Below are 16,892 nucleotides of genomic sequence, written 5' to 3'. Positions count from 1 at the left end.
GGGTTCGGGACAATAATGATCGTGGCGTCGATGACCTGATGGAAGAAATCGATCACCTGTTCGTTCATTCAACAGCTGACGCTAACGTGCAAAGCTGAGGTCTTAGTGCAAGTCTGTGAGACCAACGAGCTCTGCGCCACCTACTGATGCCAGTCAACGCCGACAGCGACGCCTTCGAGGCTGACCGCCCGGAGCACGACGCCGCGTTGCCGATCAACGAGTTGTTCTACTCCCTCCAGGGCGAGGGGAAGCTCGCGGGCGTCCCGACGGTGTTCGTCCGCACCAGCGGCTGCAACCTGCGCTGCTGGTTCTGCGATTCGTATCACACCTCCTGGGAGCCCACCCACGCCTGGATGGACCTCGCCGAGATCATCGAGGAAGTCGCGAGCTATGACGCTGAACACGTCGTGCTGACCGGCGGCGAGCCCATGATCCACGACGAGGCCGTCGAGCTGTTGGACCGACTCGGCGACCACGGTTACCATACTACCGTCGAGACCAACGGCACGATCTACCGCGACGCACATATCGATCTCGCGAGTATCAGCCCGAAACTCCAGAGTAGCACCCCGACCGCCGATCTCGACCCGCACGGTGACGGCGAGTGGGCCGATCGACACGAGCAACAGCGGATCGATATCGACGCGCTTGCCGCGTTGGTCGATGCCTATTCGAGCCAGCTCAAGTTCGTCGTGACCGATCGCGACGACGTGGCCGAAATCGAAACGATCCTCTCGCGTCTCCGCGAGGCAACGACGACTGCAATCCCCGACGACGACGTGTTGTTGATGCCGGAGGGGACGACGCGGGAAGAACTGAATCGGACGCGGAACGCCGTCGCCGACCTGGCGATGGAGTACGGCTATCGCTACACCCCACGACTCCACGTCGATCTGTGGAACGACGCCCCCGGAACCTAACAGACCCTACCTATGAGTGACGACACCCAGCTCGACGATCGTTCGACGGACGAATCGCTACCCGTACAGACCGACCCTGTCACTGGAATCGACCACGAGAAGGCCCAGCGCGGCGTCAAGCTCATTCTCGAAGCCATCGGTGAGGATCCCGACCGCCCCGGGCTCACCGACACATGGCAGCGCCGCATCCCCGAGATGCTCGAAACGTTGAGCGAAGGCGACCGGCAAGCAGCCAAACCCGCGATGCGGACCTTCGAGGCGACCAACGAGGATCTCGTCGTGAAAACCGGAATCCCTGTTTACAGCCTCTGTGAACACCACATGTTACCGTATCAGGGCACTGCACACATCGCCTACCGACCGGACGGCGACGTGGTCGGCCTCTCGAAGCTGATCCGCTACGTGCGCTGGCAGTCCCGACGGCTGACGATGCAAGAAGAGCTGACACAGGATATCGCCCACGGCTTGGCCGACGAACTCGGCGCCGAGGCCGTGCTGGTCGAGATCTCGGCGACGCACATGTGTGAGGCGATGCGGGGCATCGAGACGGAGACGACCACGACGACTCGGGCCACAGTAGGGACGCCGACCAACGACGAGCAACAGCGGTTCCGCGACGCGATCGCGCGGACGGACGGTGAGACGCGATGAGCGAGCGCGAGCGCGCCGTCATCCTGGTGTCTGGCGGGATGGACAGCGCCACGGCCGTCTACGAGGCCATCGATAGAGGGTACGAGCCGTACTTCCTGCACACGTCCTACGGGCAGAATACGGCTGCGAAGGAACTGGAGTGTGCGAGAGCACTCGCCGAGGACGTGGATGCGGCGGACTTCCTCCACGTCGAGACGGAGCATCTCGCTGCGATCGGGGCCTCCAGCCTCACCGACGACGAGATGGCTGTCGAGGACGCCGACCTGGACAGCGACGGGATCCCCAGTTCCTACGTCCCGTTCCGGAACGCCAACCTCCTCTCGATGGCCGTCTCGTATGCGGAGGCCAACGACTGTTCGGCCATCTTCATCGGCGCCCACAGCGAAGACTTCTCCGGCTATCCCGACTGCCGGCCCGACTTCTTCGAGGCGTTTCAGCAGGTGATTGATATCGGGACGAAACCCGAGACGGACATCGAACTCGTCGCGCCGTTCGTCGAGTGGTCGAAGACCGACATCGCCGAGCGCGGGCTAGAGCTGGGCGTCCCCTACGAGCACACCTGGAGCTGTTATCAGGACGACTCACCGGCCTGTGGCACCTGTGATGCGTGCGCGTTCCGGTTGCAGGCATTCCAGAACCTCGGTGAGCGAGATCCGATCGAGTACGCGGAACGCCCCTCGTACGCGGACAGGTGAGCCTGCGCGCCCTTCGTCCGGGGGCCGTGTGGAGAGTGTTTTCCAGACCGGGGTTGTCACGCTGCGCGGCCGGGGCCTCCAGCACCCATTTGCTTTCCAAGCGACCGTCCTGTGATACACTTCACAGCGCGGACGACTCGTCTCCGACGAGACACCTGTAGTTCGTCCTCATATCCACGAAAGGCCCCGAGCGGTTTCTGGCGGGGCGAGTGGACTCGTCGGCAGATCACCGCTCGGATCAGGGTCGTTGTAGGCTCCCGGGGCCACGTCGTTCGGTGCGTCGGGATAGAACAGCGAAGCGATCGCGTGGATGTGTTCGCGTCCGACGCCGAGCTCGAACTGTCCGCCGCCGTACATCTGTATCTCGTGATCGCGGCAGTAGTCGATAGTGTCGAAAAGCGACTGCACTGAACCGAACCGGGATGGCTTGACATTGAGCCACTCCGGTTCCCAGGGGAGATCCTCGACGGTCTCAACGCCTCGAATCGGATAATCCCACGACACGCGGGTTTCTTCTCCCTCGAATAGTGGTCGCGTCCCCTCGTTCAGATCCGGGTCTTCGAGAAGTGCCTCAGGAAAGCCCTCGATGATCCGCTCGTACAGTGCTGGGTCGGCAGGCTGATCGACTGTCGTTCCGTGGTACTGACCCTTGAGATCGAGTATTCGGACAGCGTCGGTTTCAGCGAGCCGTTCGATGACCTCCGAAGTCCATTCTGCTGTCGGGTCGAGTTTGAACGCTAGCTCGGGGTTTCGGTCGAGCCAGTCGAGCACGCGGTCTCCGGTCGGCGGGTCCTCTAGGCGCGTACTCACGACGAATCGAACCGGATCGTACGTGCGGCCGAGACGGTCGGCGAGGTTCGTGTCGGCCTGTCTCAGCGCGAGGTCGAGCGCAGCACTCTCGAAAGCCCACTGCCGATAATTGCGGAAGATCGACTGGTTCGGCTCGTCCCCGGGGAAGAAATCGATCCCGGACAGCCGGTCGGAAAACTCGTCGAGGGAGTACTCGCCCGCGACGGGGAAGTCCGCTGAGGTACCGTGCAGGATTTCGTGTTCGTCGTTGTCGTATGTCACGTCCTCGCCACGCCCGGTTTCGCCGTCGCCGTGCAACGAGACGATGGTCGTCGCTCGGGTGAAGCCACTCGACGTGTCCCGCTCGCGCTGTTCGAGGTCGTAGCCCTCTATTTCGAGTTCAAGATCGGAGACGTGATCGTACAGCATCGTGAGCCCTCCTTTGTCCCGGCGTCACTAATATGTGAAAGAGAGCGCCCAACTCGGCAACGCCCCGACACTAGCGGTCTGGTCGCTCAATCTCGTCGAGTTCTCGGAGCGGTGGAAATCCATCGGCCACTGGTCTCGTAGAAGAGGTGTGCGGTGATCGTGTCACGACCGTACGGCCCAGACTGCGAACCGACGAGGGGCTCACCGGCTCGTTCGGGTCAAAACGACGACGGGCCGGTCGTGATCGTTCGGATCGCGCTGCAGCAGCAGTACGTACGTCACGTCTCCCGTCGGCCGGCCGAGTTCGATCGGCGATCCCATCGACTCGTCGACGATCGGAGCGTCGACAGTGACGGTCTGCATCGAACCACCCCCGACGCGATAGCGGGCGATCGTGACGTTCTCGTCGTCGACCCGCTCCAGCTCGAGGTGTCGGACCGGAGCAGCCGTGAGCGACGCCGACGGGAACGAGAGTTCGACGGCCCGCTGTGGTCCCAACATTCCGTTGGGTGGCAGTCGCTCGTCCTCGAGTAGTGTTTCCGCGGCCACCTCGATCTCGACGACGTTCGACTCGACGATACTCTCACCGCGAGCGGTCGCCGCGGATTCGACTGCCGGAATCGAAGCTGCGACCAGCGCGGCTGCCAGGAGGACGGCGACGACGTACCGGATCACGATAGTTTCGATTTCAGCGACGAAAGCAGGCTGCCATCGCTCCCATCGGACCCGTCACTGTCGTCGCTCCCGTCGTCCGCTCCGGCACGGTCGTCGCGATCGGAGACCGGGAGTGGGCGGCCTCCGTAGCGACGGTTGATCTCGTCCGGATCAGCCTCGGGAGTTGAGTCCCGCGGGTTGCCGGGAGAGGCGCGCGGATCGTCGGCGCGCGTGGACGCATCGGCCGATCCGTCACCAGCCCGTCCCGGTGACGGGGCCGAACCGCCGTCCGCCCGTCCCGGCGAGCCTCCATCGGCCCCGGACTCGCCGACACCGAGTCGCTGCTCACGATCCGTCCCCGCGACGAGTTCGTCGACAGTGTCGGCGATCGAGTCCTCGTCGATCGGCTGTTCGGTCGTGCTCGACCCGGTCGTCGGCCGGTACTGATCGACGTTGTCGACCGTCTCCGCGTGCGCTTTCAGATCGTCGACGCGCTGTTCGAGCGATTCGACCGCGGCCAGCGCCGACGCCGATTGCTGCTCGACGGATTCGTTGACCGAATCGACGTTGGCGATGTACCCCTGCAATGAATCAGTCTGCCCCTCCAGATCCGCGACGCGACCCTCCAGTTCCTCGAGCCGGTTGTCGAGGCGATCGAGCCGATCGACGACCTCAGCGAGGTCTGCCAGTTCGTCGAAGTCGTGTTCGCCGTCGATCACCGTGCGCTCGACGGCCGACAGCCGCTCCGCCAGTCGCTCGATATCAGTCATACCGTCCCTGACCTCGTCTTCGTATTTAAAACTCGGCGACGGCGGTGCGCGGCCATCTCGGCCCACCTCGGATTCGGAGACCTGCAGTCGGTCCGCCTCGATCCTGACCGCTCACAGTTCGGAGGCACGAGGGCTGTCGCCGCCGTGGGGCGTGTCTCGGCGGCGGACGGTCGCGGCGTGGACCGTCTCGGTCGCGTCGTCGATGACGATCACGTCCCCGGTTTCGGTGGGCATGCGCTCCTCCAGCGAGGCGTCCATGTAGGTCGGCTGGGTGGCCTTCAGCGCCTCGATGTCGGCCCCGGACGTCAGTCTGTGGGAGACGATGACGTCGGACTGGGAGACCCCGACTGGCGGGACCGCGCTGGGACGCTGGGTCGCCATCACGAGACTTACACCGGGTGCGCGGCCGCGCGTCAGGATCGTCTCCAGGGCCGCCGACGCGACGCCGTCGAAGAAGGTGTGAACCTCGTCGAACAGGAGCCAGGGGAGCCGGTCGATTTTCCTCTCGATCCGGGCGCGATACAGCGCCTCGCCGACGGCACGTGCGACGGCGTTCATTGGTGCGGAGTCGAGCTCCGAGACGTCGACGACGGAGATTTCCGGACCGGCGAGATCGGCGGCCGAGACGCCCGTCTCGTCGAATACCCCCCACGAGTCAGCGAGATCGAGGTGGTTGATCGCGGCGCGTTTGTCGGTCCCGGGTGCGTCGGCGTTCGCGACGTACTGGCGCATCCCCGCCAGGCTGGCGTGTGCCTCGGCGGCCTGCCAGACCAATCCGCCGGCGCCGCTCTCGGGCGAGAGTTCGAGCAGGGTGCACCACGACCGGGGATCGAGCACGTTCGGGCGAACGGGCGGCGCGGTCATGACCGCAGCGGGGACGGGACTGCCGCGTGACTCGTCGGCGAGCGTGTCGAACACGCCCATGGGATCGACGACGACGGGAGCGACGCCCTCGGCGCGGGCGAGCCCTTCGGCGATCACACCTAGGGTGTAGGACTTGCCGTAGCCGCGCTTGCCGACGACCAGCATCGCGTGCGGGCGGTCCAGATCGATATACAGCGGCGCGCCACTGGAGCCATCCAGGGCACGGTACGTCCCCAGTTTCCCGGCGGGTCGTTCTTCGAGCGATTCCCCCTCCCCACGTCCGATGACGAACGTCACGGTCGGAGACTGTCAGAATCGGTTATTTTGTCTTTCGGTTCGCGGCCGCAGTCCCCCGGTTTCGCCGTGTGAGGATTTAAGTACGAATACGGGACCAACGGTTGGCGTATGCGCGAACGGAGATCGTTCCGCACGGACGAACGGGGTATCGAGGGGTTACCAATCAGGCTCGTGATCGCCATCGTGGTGGGGGTCGCGGCGCTGTCGGTCATGATGACCATCATCGACGACATCGGTGCTGTCGGTGAGGAAGAGTTGTCGGCAAATCCGAACGAGGAGGTTCTGACAGGTGAAACAGGATATGATCTAAAAGTGAACGTGACTGATGAGGATGGACAGGGAATCCCGAACGCAACCGTGTATCTCAAATCGGGGACGGCAAATCTGGATGAATCGGATACCACATTCGACGAAACAGACTATGATGGGACGACAACTAGTGAAATAAATATTAGTCCCGAAGACGACGTCGACTGGAGGCCCGGACAGGAATCGGGAGAGATAGAAGTCCATATCAAGCCACCAGGAGACGGCAATTACAAGGATGACCAGATCGACAAGATCACACTTCTGAATCCCAACGCGTAGGACGCTAGCAGAGCATAGATCTTATATTTCGCACTATAATTACCCACACCACATTAATCAAACATTTCTATTGCAAGTAGATATGAGAAGAATTTTATATGATGACTAATTCGGGATTGACTGATGTCATCGAAGGTGTGTGGGGCGTGGGGCCCCGCGATAGTAACACTACTCGCGTTGTTCGTGATTGGTGTCGGTATATTCACGGCGCCTGCCGCGGCAGCCGAGGACGTATCGCTTGATGAAATGGAAGGGAATGGTACAGACGATGATCCGTACATCATCACTGATGCTCGTGAACTGCAGGCGATCGGACAGGACAAAAGCGCGCACTACGTGCTGGGCAACGACATTAATGCCTCAGAAACCGAAGACTGGAATAATGGACAGGGGTTCGAACCAATCGGAAACTATCCAGATGTGTTCACAGGTACACTTGACGGACAAGGTCACACTGTGACCGACCTCACCGTGTTCCGTCCGGGGGAGCGAAAGGCCGGCATTTTCGAAAATATTGGGTCAAGTGGGGTTATCAAAAATCTCACTTTACAGAGTGTTTTTATACGTGGTGAGCTTGCTGGCGGTATTACTGTTGCTAATGAAGGAAAGATACAAGATGTCGTCATAGCCGGCGAAATTAGAGCAGACGAGGATAATGCTGGTGGGATTACTCGAGACCATTTTCAGCAAGGCTTGATCAAGCGTGTTGCTGTGAATGTTACTCTTCCCGATGGCAGCCAGGGACTGGCTAAATTCCTCGGTGGTCCTGCTGATCAGGTGTATGTCAACGCTGATGTGGTTGACGGAAGTCTGAAGTCTGGTTCCTTCCACGCGATACCTACTGGAAGTGATGGGTCCCTCCGAAATGCCCGTGTCGATACCGACGGTGCAATATACGGCGTCGCTCCGGACCGGATATACAGCGTCCAACAATCGATCCTCAACAGCGAAGTCGAAAACAGAGTCTTCGGTGAGGTCGAAGGTGCCGTCCGCGACGTCTACTGGAGTCCGGAGATCAGCGGAACCACGTCCCAGCACGGGACGGCACTCTCACGCGAGCAGATGACCGGCCCACAGGCCCGCGAGCACATGGACGGCCTCGACTTCGAGGAGGTCTGGGCCGCGACCGACGACCTGCCAGTTCAGCAGTGGCGTATCCAGGATCTCTCGCTCGACCTCGCCGAGGACCGCATCCTCGTCGACGAATCGACCGAGGTGACAGTCACGCTCGAACTGGCCGCAAGCAACGATACCACGGCGACGACCACCGCCGAGTACGACGTGAACACCTCGGCGGCCTCGATCGAGAACGGCACGCTCCAGTCGACTGACCGCGGCACCGCCGAAGTCACGGCCTCGCTGGCGGGCCACACCGACACGGCGACCGTCAAACTGCTCGCGCCGCCGGATCTCGGCGTCGCCGAGACCACGCTGGACGAACCGATCGTCGCCCGGGACACGACGGTCAGCGTCGACGCGACTGTCGAGAACGTCGGCGATCTGGAGGGGACGGAGACGTTCGGCCTGCAGGTCGACAACGAGACGATCGAATCGACGTCTGTGACTGTCGACGGTCGCGACGAGCAATCGGTCGCCTTCCGCTGGACGCCGACCGAGACCGGCAGCTACACCCCGACTGTCGGCGGCGAAATCGCCGGCACACTGGAGGTCGTCGAACCACCCGAGGTCTCGGTCACCGACGCGTCACTCGCCACGGAAACGCTCCTCGTCGGTCAGGAGGCGACCGTCTCGGCGACGCTCGAAAATCCCGACCGACTGGCCGGCTCCGAGACGGCGACGCTCCTCGCCGAGGATACCGTCGTCCAGACCCGGGACGTGACTGTCGGGGCAGAAGAGACGAATACGACGGCGTTCGCCTGGACGCCCAGCGAACCAGGCACGTACAACCTGACGGTCAACTCGATCGCAGCTGGCAGCGTCGAAGTCGTTCCGCGCTCGACGATCACGGTCGCGAACGTCACCGCCACCGATCAGGTGGTAACCGGCGAGGCCGCTGACGTGACCGCGACAATCGTCAATGAAGCGAACGTCCCCGTCGATGTACCGGTCAGCTACGCACTCGACGGTGAGCAAGTCGCGACTGAACTCGTCACGCTCGAACCCGGTACCAGCGCAGTCACGTTCGAGCAGCCACTCGCGGAAGCGGGAGCCGTGACCCACACCGTCGAAGCTGTCAATGACAAGGCCAGTACCGAGACCGACGTGCGCGAACCCGCGACCGTCGAGATTACCAACGTCGTCAGTCCCGACACCGTCGAAACCGGCAGCGACGCTGGCGTGACCGTCACTGTCGAGAACTCCGGCGGCGTTGCCGGCAATGACACAGTCGAATTCAGTGTCGACGGCGCAACCCTCAGCGACGAGCCGATCGCGCTGGACGCCGGCGAGAATACTCGTGTCTCCGCCTCGTTTGCCTTCAGCCTTCAGGGCGAGCACACGTTCACCGTCGAAACCAGCGACGGCAGCGCGTCGGGAACGATCGTCGCCGAAAGCCCGTCTGGGGACGACACGACCACTGACCAAGAAACCGAACAGACGACCGACGAGGGCGGCCAGACCGACCGGGAAACCGACGAATCTGGACAGACTGACGACGGGGAAACGACCCGACAGGATGACGCGGCCGAATCAGGCGACGGGTTCGGTCCCGGCTTCGGTGTCGTCGCCGCCCTGCTGGCGATCGTCATACTCGGTGTCGCTCTGGCCAGATTGGATTCATAGCAAGACAATAGAGACGGCCATCGGCACTGCGTTCGCGTGATCTAGCGATCCAATTCGATCAGTTCCTCGGACAGCGTGACGAGCACGGTCGCGAACGCGGTGCCAGCGCTCCAGAACGCGACCTCCTGATCGTCGTCCCCGACGGCCGCCGAGACGACGCTCATCAGGAGCGTATCGCTGTCGACAAGCAACACCCGGGCCGTGCTGACCTCGGGCTGGCGATCTGCGGGTTGCGGAACGACCCGTACCGGCCCGTCGGCGGGCACCGACTCGAGGACTGACGGCTCGTCGCTGACGACGGCCGCGTCGACGCCAGCGTCTGCGGCTTCCGTCAGCACCGCCAGCACCTCGTCTTCGAGTAGCTCCGGTCGCGGCGTGCCGTAGACGATCCGGTCGTCGGCGCCGTCGATCAGGTCGATTACCCGGTCGCGGACGTTCGCCCGGCCACGGATCGTCCAGATCGCCTCGCTCCGTTCCTCGTCGTTTTCGACGCTTCCCCGGACGTCCGCCAGATACCCGAAGGCGTCCCGACCGACCGATTCCAGTTGCGAGAGCAGGCGTCGCTCGGCTTCCTCGGGCGAGACGGGACGGTACACCGTCGGTCGGGTCTGCTGGACGTCGAGCAGGCCACGCGCCTGGAGATCCTCGGCGGCACCGTACACCTGCGAACGCGGTACGGCCGTGATCTCCGCGACGTCACTCGCCGTGCCCGTCCCGAGCCGCTGGAGGGCGACGAATACCCGCGCCTCGTAGGTCGTCAGCCCCAGCCGCGTGAGGGCCTCGACGGTTGTTTCCTCGTCCATAATGCTATGCCCCCGTCCGGCAGCGCGTCGTCGCTCTCGGATCCATCTGTTGTGACCGATATACTAACAGCACGAGCAAAAGGGATGTGGTCAGCGATTGGCACGACAACGGACGTTATAAGTTCGTCCCACACAGAAACAGGGGCATGCAGATCGGGGTCATCTCGGACGTACACGGGAACATCGTCGCGCTGGACGCCGTGTTGTCGGACATGCCGGAGGTCGACGAACTCGTCTGCGCGGGCGACGTCGTCGGGTACAATCCCTGGCCGGGCGAATGCGTCGATCGAATCCGGGACGCCGACATCCCGACCGTCGAGGGCAATCACGACCGGGCAGTCGTCACCGGCAAGTACCCCGGTTTCAACGACATGGCCGCCGCAGGCGTCGAGTACGCGCGCGAGCACCTGACGGAGGAACAGATCGAGTGGCTGGCGGAGTTGCCAACCGAGCGGACACTGTTCGACGGCCGCGTGAAGATCGTCCACGGCCACCCGGACGATCCGGACCACTACACTCGCCCCTCGGAGTTCAGTCCCGAGTTGCTCGGCGACGAGGACGTGCTGATCATGGGACACACCCACGTCCAGCACCACGAGATCTACGACGAGGGGATCGTTCTCAACCCCGGCAGCGTCGGCCAGCCGCGCGATCGGGATCACCGGGCAGCCTACAGCGTCATCGATCCCGACGCCCGGACCGTCGCGGAACACCGCGTCGAGTACGACACCGACGCCGTCGTCCACGAGGTCGTCGACGCGGGCCTCCCTCAGCAGATCGGATTCCGACTGACACAGGGGAGATAGTGGCGACGTGAGGCGAACGTGCGTTCAGGAAATGTAAAGCGGCTTCTCGTTCGGCGTCAGTTCTGGCTCTCGACCCGTGCCACCGCAGGTCGAGCAGATGCTGCCAGCTTGTCTCCCTGTACCCCCGCAGTCCGGACACTCCGTAGTATTTCGGACCATCGTTTGTATGTTAGACAGTATCACGCAAAAATGTTTGCTAGTGACCTGTGTCTAGTCGAGCCAGTACGCGGGAAAGCAGGCGTGAAACGACCGAACAGGTTTTTGCACTCGCCCACCGAATGGGGGGCGTGTACCGCGCTCGCGACGCCGTCGAGAACGAGGAGTGGATCGCCGCCATCGAGGAGGCGAGCGAGCGCCTCGAGCTGGGGACCGAAGCGCGCTCGCGAGCGGTCGACCTGTTCTTGACGAACGCGCCCGAGTCAGCCCGCTCGAAGCGAGCCGTGCTCGCCGCGAGCGTCTACGTGAGCGCGCTTACGACCGGCGAGCAGCGCTCTCAGAATGCGGTCGCAGACGCGACCGGGGTCTCGCGACTGGCGATTCAGAACCGGTGGAAGGACATCCTCGAATCCGCCGGGTTCGACGCGCCCGAGTGGTGATCACTCTTCGATGGGCTTGCGTCCCTCGCGCTCGGGTGTGAGATTCCCGTGTTCGTCGATCTCGCCGCTGACGATCCGCGTGCTCGAGATGATGTCGCCGTCTTCGGCGAGCACGTGATCGACGACCTCGATGTCGAGCGGGTCGTGACCGTTCTCCCGGCGGATCTCGTTGATCCGGCGGCCACCGGTCTCGGTCTCGGGCGAGACGACGAGTACGTCGAACTGCGGTTCCGTCGCGATGCCCGTCGGCTCGGTCAGCTTCCTGATCTCGAACTCACGGACGTACTCCTCGGCGTACGACCCCAGTTCCCGTTCGAGATCGCGTCTGCGCTGCTCGTAGCTGCGGACGTGGCGGTCCTCCTGGCGGGTACGCGGGGCCAGTTCGTCGCTGGTGAGGCCGACCGTGACGTCGCCCAGTTCGAACGCGCGCTCGAACAGTGCCCGGTGGCCGTCGTGGATCGGATCGAACGTCCCGCCCAGCGCGACCTTCATATCACGGTCCAGGTTTGCTCCCGGTAAAGTGGCTTCGCTTCTGTCGGTCTGACTAGATCGTCGATCATGAGGGATCCGGAACCCGGAGACGCTCGTCCGCGGATCGTCGGGCAACCGTTTTCTCGCTCGAACCCGGACTGGAGATGATGACGACGCTCGACCGCGATGCTGCCCTCGACCGCGCCGAAGCCATCGTCGAGACGGTCGCGACCGAAATCATGCCGGTCCCCGTCCGGGAAGTGTGGGTCTACGGCGACGTCGCCCTCGGAATGGATCCGGTCGATCGGCTGAACGTCTACGTGACCAAGGACCTCCTGTTCGGGCGCGACGAGGCGGCCGCCGAGCGCTTCCGGGAGACACACGGCGTCGAGGGAGTCGGCCAGACGGTCCGGGCAGAGTGGGCACAGCAGTATCCCGAGTACGTCCGCGCCAATCAGAGCGGTCACGTCGCACCCGAGCAGTGTCTCGCCGCACACCTGCTCGAACCGGACGAACCCGTTCATCTGGAAGTCTGCAACGCCTCCTTCGAGGACAACGTCACCCAGCGTCTCGAGGGGGCGCGGGCCCGCGGCAACTACGAACAGCTACTCGATCCCCGCGGCGTCTGTCTGTGGCTCGGCGACGGCGAGGACAGCGGCCGCCGCAGCGACGACGCCGTCGAGAAGCTCCGGGACGGATCGCTCGCCTTCCCCACGCTCGCGGACGCGCTGTCGATGCTCGGAATGGACGACGACGAGGCGCGCGAGGCAGCCGACGCCGTCGAGGCGTATCGCGACCGCCAGGACGGCCGCTCGGTTCGCGGTGACGTCGTATGACATCCTCCGCGCCGTAAACGGCGCGGTTTCCTCCGTGGGAGTCTCAGCCGGTCTAAGACTCGCCGGAAGCAACATTCCCGTCACGGTGGACGGTACTCGGGTCTGTGCGCTGTTCTTTGGGATTTGAAGAAGCGTCTGTGGTTGAACGCCATTGATGATTGTCCCACTCGAACCGCACGGGCCGTGCCATCGGCCTGACTGCTTGCTCTGTGTGCCGCTTCAGGAACGTCTCTGAGGCTGTAAGGTCGGCGTGCCCCTCGAACCCACACGGACAGGTGAGCGTGTCTTGGTGGCGTGTCGTCCGGTCGGTTGAACCGCATTGTGGGCACTCTTGGCTGGTCCACGCCTCTGACCGGACTTCGACCGAGATCCCGTATTCTTCGGCGGTACACGCCAGTCGTTCGGTGAATTGCTTGAACGCCCAGAAGTTGTGGGTCTTGGCGTTCGTCTTGACCGACCAGTGGGTTTCGAGTATGTCGGTCAAGCCACCGATGTACACCGTGTCCACGCCCTCGGCGTACAGTCGTTCCAGCAGGTCACGACACAGTGCTTCTTGGGCGTGGTCGCGGCGACGAGTCCGTTTCCGGTACAGCCGCCGGATGCGCTCGCTACTGTATCGGCCTTCCCGTAGTTTGGACTGCAACCGGGCGATTTCTCGTGTCGTGTCACGGAACCGCTGGAACAACTCCCGGCCCTCGTACAGATATTGCTCGCCGGTCGTCGTGGTACAGGCAACGAGATTGTTTGCACCAATGTCCAGAGCGGCCTTGTGGTCGGCCAGTGGAGTGCCCCGTGCATCGTCAGAAACAGTTACGGGTTGCGAAGCTCGGAAGGTGCTATCAGTCTCGTCGTACCACAGTTCTAACCGGCTCTGGTCCGTGTAGTCGGGCCAGTTCGGATCGCCAGCAATTTCCAGTCGGAGACGGCTTTTCGGGCTGTTGTGTCTGTCTCGGAGTTCTTTGCCGACGACCATCTCAAGTCGGGAGCGGTCGCACGGCGAACGTGTTGGTACGCTTCATCCAAAGTATAATGAGTCCTAATATCCAATAAGTCTACCGATGAGGCCAAACATCGACATTGACTGGGCAATCCACGGACAAATCAAAGACTACGCAGAAGCGAACGACATGAACCTCTCGGAAGCCTATGCAGAGGTTTTAGAAGCGGGACTCGACACGTTGGAGACTCACGACCAGCAGTAACGCGGCGGTTTTTCACCAGAGCTTACGCGATTCACTCCCGCCCTGCTCAGTCCTCGGTTCCGACTGAGCGTCGGAACGCTCGTCCTTCGCGGGAAGGGTGGGATTCTCTCGCTGATTCAAGATAGAGACAGCATCACTTCGCCACTCGCGCGAACACGTTCCCGAGCGTGAAATAGATCGGCCGAAGCAGGTAGTTAAACAGTCCAAGCAGGCCGACGACGGCACCCAGCGTCTGCAGTTCCGCGGAGGTCGCACCGGCGAACGCGACGAGCACGAGCGTGGCCGCTGCCGCTCCGGCCCAGACGGTTTCGAAGTGCAAGCGCAGCCACGGTACTGGGGCGAGCGCGCCGATCTCCTCGCGAGCGAGGAAGGCCAGTACGGTCACGCCCAGCGTCACGGCCGCGAGCGCCAGCGACGCACCGAGCCCGGCGAACGCGGGCGCGAGCAGCACGCCAGCGGCGACGAGCGCTGTCGACGTGATGGCGCCGGTCACGCGCTCGATTCGATCGTGCATGCCAGGGCGTTGTTCGGACGGGGCGAAACACGTTTCGGTCCACGCTGTTCGTTGTGGTGGTTGCGCCCGGCCGACCCCCGTCGTATTTGTTCTCGACGCTCCCACAGGGAGACGTGCACGAACGGGCAACGCGAGCACTTTCGGTCGGACGAACGCTGCTGGCGGTCGTCAGACGGTCGCCGCTGACGCTGCTAGCTGCGGCGATCGCCTACTACGCGTTCGTATCGCTGCTGCCGCTGTCGCTGCTGGCGCTGTCGGTCGCCTCGACGCTCGGCGGGGACGCACTGGCGGAGACGGTCATCCGGCAGCTGAGCGGCACACTGACCCCAAGCGGTGAGGAACTCGTGCGATCAGCGCTGACGACCGCCCAGGGGCGCGGCGGCGCAACCGCGATCGGGCTCGCCGTCCTGCTGTGGGGCGGACTCAAGCTCTTTCGGGGACTGGACGTCGCGTTCTCGATGATCTACGACACGCACCGGGAGGTGACGCTGTTCACGCAGTTCCGAAACGCCATCACGGCACTGTTCGCGGTCGGCGTCGCCATCGGCGCGGTCGTGCTCGCGGCCGCACTCGCCGGGCTTGTCGGTCTCTCGTCCGCGGGCGTGCCGACAGCGATCGGGCTGCCGATCGTCCTGACGGTCGCGTTCCTGCCGCTATACGTGATCTTCCCGGACGTCGACGTGCGCGTCCGTGACGCGCTACCCGGTGCAGCGTTTGCGGCTGTGGGCTGGACCGTACTCAGTGCCCTGTTTCAGGTATACGCCGCCAGTGCGGGCGGGTCGGCGCTGTACGGCGTCCTCGGAGCGGTCCTGTTGCTCGTGACGTGGTTCTACATTGGGGGTATCCTCCTCCTTCTGGGGGCGGTTCTCAACGGCGTCCTCGCCGGCGACGTGGCCGTCGGAGACCGGCAACTACAACAGGGTGCGCATCGAGACACCGAACAACGAATGAGCGACTCGGGGGCCGACGACGCTGACGGTGGCACCGGCGAGGCCCGACAGCGGGAAGAAATCGCTGACCTGCGGGCCGAGATCGACGAGCTGCAGACCCGGATCGACGAGCGGACGCTCCACCGCGACGAGATCGAACGGGACCTCAAACGGTACGTTCGCAAGCGCGTCCGCCGGGGCCACGCCACCGGCTGGGGTCCGTACCTCGTGCTGCTGTACGGAACCGTGATGACGCTCGGGGCCTTCTACTTCCTGTCGGGCTGGGTCGCGTTCCTCTCGATGATCGTGATCTGGCTGTCGACACTGGGACTGTACGTGCTGATGACCCTCGTCGGCGTGACTGTCAACGCCGTCGGCGTCCCCGGAAAACTACTTGACAAGGTTCGTGACTTCCGGCGGTAACGATGCGCGGGCTCGGCGTCCAGTCGTGGCTGCGTGAGCTTCCCGACGCGGTCATCGTTCTCTTCTCGCTCGTGACCCAGCTCGGTGACGTGTGGTTTCTCCTGCTGATCGTGACAGTCACCTACTGGGTCGGACCCCAGTTACCTCGCGTCGACGAGGCGATCGACCGTCGACGTGCTGCGGTCGTCCTCGGTACGGTACTCGCCGGCCTCGTCGTCGTGACAGTCGCCAAAGAGTTGTTCGGGCTTCCCCGGCCGCCAGGGGCGGGCGAGGCTCCGCAGACTGGTCTGGTTCCGGCCGGCCTGTGGCCGCTGTACGAGTGGTTTTCGACCGGATCGGGACACGGATTTCCGAGCGGGCACGCCATCGGCTCGACGGTCGCGTTCGGTGGGCTGGCCTGGGCGCTTCGCACCGGGCGGCCGCGAACACGAGTAGCGATCGCCACCGGACTCGTCGTGGTCGTCTCGATCTCGCGGCTCGTGCTCGGCCTGCATTACCTGGTGGACGTGCTCGCCGGGATCGGAGTGGGTCTGGTCGTACTCGCCATCGCGATCGCCCTACAGGAGCCCGAGCGGGTGTTTGCACTCGGTGCGGTCGTCGGCGCCGTCGGGCTGATGATCGTCGGCCCGATCACCGATCTCGTGTTGCTCACCGGCGTCGCCGCGGGCGCGGCCCTCGGCTGGTACGTCTTTGCGGACGGGCTCGTTCGTTCACCGACGCGGCGGGCGGCCGCCGCGACCGTCGTGAGCGGTGTGGTCGTCGCCGGACCGCTACTCCTCCTCGGTGAGGTCGTTTCGCTGTCGCCGGAAGCCGCCGGGCCGATCGCGTTCGTGGGCGGACTTGCGGTCGTCGCGATGCCGCTGGTCGGTGAGCGCGTCGAGAAAGAAATACGGCGGCAGAACGACGCGTAGCG

At 63.6% G+C, this 16,892-nt stretch carries 18 protein-coding genes and 1 pseudogene; 11 read left to right on the top strand and 8 right to left on the bottom strand.

Features of this window, described 5'->3' with window-relative positions; genetic code table 11:
• Nucleotides 1–146 precede the first annotated feature (146 nt).
• Genes OB916_RS05765 through queC form a run of 3 tightly spaced genes read left to right on the top strand, consistent with a single transcriptional unit; the run spans nt 147 to nt 2,266 of the window.
• Complete coding sequence (locus OB916_RS05765) at nt 147–920, top strand: 7-carboxy-7-deazaguanine synthase QueE (protein WP_315908335.1); 774 nt, start codon at nt 147–149, stop codon at nt 918–920.
• 12 nt (nt 921–932) lie between these two features.
• The gene (gene folE / locus OB916_RS05760) at nt 933–1,571 is read left to right on the top strand and encodes a GTP cyclohydrolase I (protein WP_315908334.1); all 639 of its coding nucleotides are present in this window, start codon (nt 933–935) and stop codon (nt 1,569–1,571) included.
• Nucleotides 1,568–2,266 carry a 7-cyano-7-deazaguanine synthase QueC gene (gene queC, locus OB916_RS05755; RefSeq protein WP_315908333.1) on the top strand — a complete coding sequence of 233 codons (699 nt, stop codon included), beginning with the start codon at nt 1,568–1,570 and terminating at the stop codon, nt 2,264–2,266. Before folE ends, queC begins: the two co-directional genes overlap by 4 nt.
• A gap of 168 nt (nt 2,267–2,434) precedes the next feature.
• On the opposite strand, the gene OB916_RS05750 is transcribed toward queC, so the two are convergent.
• The 4 genes from OB916_RS05750 to OB916_RS05735 all read right to left on the bottom strand — a co-directional run bounded on the left by OB916_RS05750 (nt 2,435) and on the right by OB916_RS05735 (nt 6,069).
• Entirely contained in the window at nt 2,435–3,484 is a 1,050-nt protein-coding gene (locus OB916_RS05750; RefSeq protein ID WP_315908332.1) for a hypothetical protein, read from the bottom strand.
• 201 nt (nt 3,485–3,685) lie between these two features.
• Complete coding sequence (locus OB916_RS05745; protein ID WP_315908331.1) at nt 3,686–4,159, bottom strand: DUF7311 family protein; 474 nt, start codon at nt 4,157–4,159, stop codon at nt 3,686–3,688.
• A complete protein-coding gene (locus OB916_RS05740) occupies nt 4,156–4,908 on the bottom strand; it encodes a DUF7310 family coiled-coil domain-containing protein (protein ID WP_315908330.1) in 753 nt (250 codons plus the stop codon). The genes OB916_RS05745 and OB916_RS05740 overlap by 4 nt, the downstream gene beginning before the upstream one ends.
• Before the next feature lie 111 nt (nt 4,909–5,019).
• Nucleotides 5,020–6,069, bottom strand: coding sequence for an ATP-binding protein (locus OB916_RS05735; RefSeq protein WP_315908329.1), 1,050 nt, complete (start codon nt 6,067–6,069; stop codon nt 5,020–5,022).
• A 108-nt stretch (nt 6,070–6,177) separates the two neighbouring features.
• Between OB916_RS05735 and OB916_RS05730 the strand changes: the two genes are divergently transcribed.
• Entirely contained in the window at nt 6,178–6,657 is a 480-nt protein-coding gene (locus OB916_RS05730; protein WP_315908328.1) for a DUF7382 domain-containing protein, read from the top strand.
• A 795-nt stretch (nt 6,658–7,452) separates the two neighbouring features.
• Entirely contained in the window at nt 7,453–9,399 is a 1,947-nt protein-coding gene (locus OB916_RS05725) for a CARDB domain-containing protein (protein ID WP_315908327.1), read from the top strand.
• 41 nt (nt 9,400–9,440) lie between these two features.
• Here OB916_RS05725 and OB916_RS05720 read toward each other — a convergent pair whose 3' ends face one another.
• Complete coding sequence (locus OB916_RS05720; RefSeq protein WP_315908326.1) at nt 9,441–10,202, bottom strand: TrmB family transcriptional regulator; 762 nt, start codon at nt 10,200–10,202, stop codon at nt 9,441–9,443.
• 146 nt (nt 10,203–10,348) lie between these two features.
• On the opposite strand from OB916_RS05720, the gene OB916_RS05715 reads away from it, so the two are divergent.
• Nucleotides 10,349–11,008, top strand: a complete 660-nt coding sequence (locus OB916_RS05715) for a metallophosphoesterase family protein (RefSeq protein ID WP_315908325.1) — start codon at nt 10,349–10,351, stop codon at nt 11,006–11,008.
• A 287-nt stretch (nt 11,009–11,295) separates the two neighbouring features.
• Nucleotides 11,296–11,604 carry a transcription initiation factor IIB family protein gene (locus tag OB916_RS05710; protein ID WP_315908324.1) on the top strand — a complete coding sequence of 103 codons (309 nt, stop codon included), beginning with the start codon at nt 11,296–11,298 and terminating at the stop codon, nt 11,602–11,604.
• Here the strand turns inward: OB916_RS05710 and OB916_RS05705 are convergent, their stop codons facing one another.
• On the bottom strand, nt 11,605–12,096 hold the full coding sequence (locus OB916_RS05705) for a phosphopantetheine adenylyltransferase (RefSeq protein WP_315908323.1): 492 nt from the start codon (nt 12,094–12,096) through the stop codon (nt 11,605–11,607). It lies immediately after the preceding gene.
• A 146-nt stretch (nt 12,097–12,242) separates the two neighbouring features.
• On the opposite strand from OB916_RS05705, the gene OB916_RS05700 reads away from it, so the two are divergent.
• The gene (locus OB916_RS05700) at nt 12,243–12,911 is read left to right on the top strand and encodes a DUF7095 family protein (protein WP_315908322.1); all 669 of its coding nucleotides are present in this window, start codon (nt 12,243–12,245) and stop codon (nt 12,909–12,911) included.
• A 52-nt stretch (nt 12,912–12,963) separates the two neighbouring features.
• On the opposite strand, the pseudogene OB916_RS05695 reads toward OB916_RS05700, so the two are convergent.
• A pseudogene (locus OB916_RS05695) lies at nt 12,964–13,902 on the bottom strand (RNA-guided endonuclease TnpB family protein); the annotation flags it as partial.
• A gap of 67 nt (nt 13,903–13,969) precedes the next feature.
• Between OB916_RS05695 and OB916_RS05690 the strand changes: the two are divergent.
• Nucleotides 13,970–14,113, top strand: coding sequence for a hypothetical protein (locus OB916_RS05690; RefSeq protein WP_315908321.1), 144 nt, complete (start codon nt 13,970–13,972; stop codon nt 14,111–14,113).
• A 133-nt stretch (nt 14,114–14,246) separates the two neighbouring features.
• Here OB916_RS05690 and OB916_RS05685 read toward each other — a convergent pair whose 3' ends face one another.
• The gene (locus tag OB916_RS05685) at nt 14,247–14,627 is read right to left on the bottom strand and encodes a hypothetical protein (RefSeq protein WP_315908320.1); all 381 of its coding nucleotides are present in this window, start codon (nt 14,625–14,627) and stop codon (nt 14,247–14,249) included.
• A gap of 113 nt (nt 14,628–14,740) precedes the next feature.
• On the opposite strand from OB916_RS05685, the gene OB916_RS05680 reads away from it, so the two are divergent.
• Both OB916_RS05680 and OB916_RS05675 read left to right on the top strand, forming a co-directional pair.
• The gene (locus tag OB916_RS05680; protein WP_315908319.1) at nt 14,741–15,979 is read left to right on the top strand and encodes a YhjD/YihY/BrkB family envelope integrity protein; all 1,239 of its coding nucleotides are present in this window, start codon (nt 14,741–14,743) and stop codon (nt 15,977–15,979) included.
• A gap of 2 nt (nt 15,980–15,981) precedes the next feature.
• Nucleotides 15,982–16,890, top strand: a complete 909-nt coding sequence (locus OB916_RS05675) for a phosphatase PAP2 family protein (protein WP_315908318.1) — start codon at nt 15,982–15,984, stop codon at nt 16,888–16,890.
• The last annotated feature ends 2 nt before the right edge of the window (nt 16,891–16,892 follow it).

This window comes from Halapricum hydrolyticum (assembly GCF_025517535.1).
Lineage (GTDB): Archaea > Halobacteriota > Halobacteria > Halobacteriales > Haloarculaceae > Halapricum > Halapricum hydrolyticum.
The sequence above is the reverse complement of the archived record's forward strand: the minus strand, read 5'-3'. Positions and strand labels throughout refer to the sequence as shown.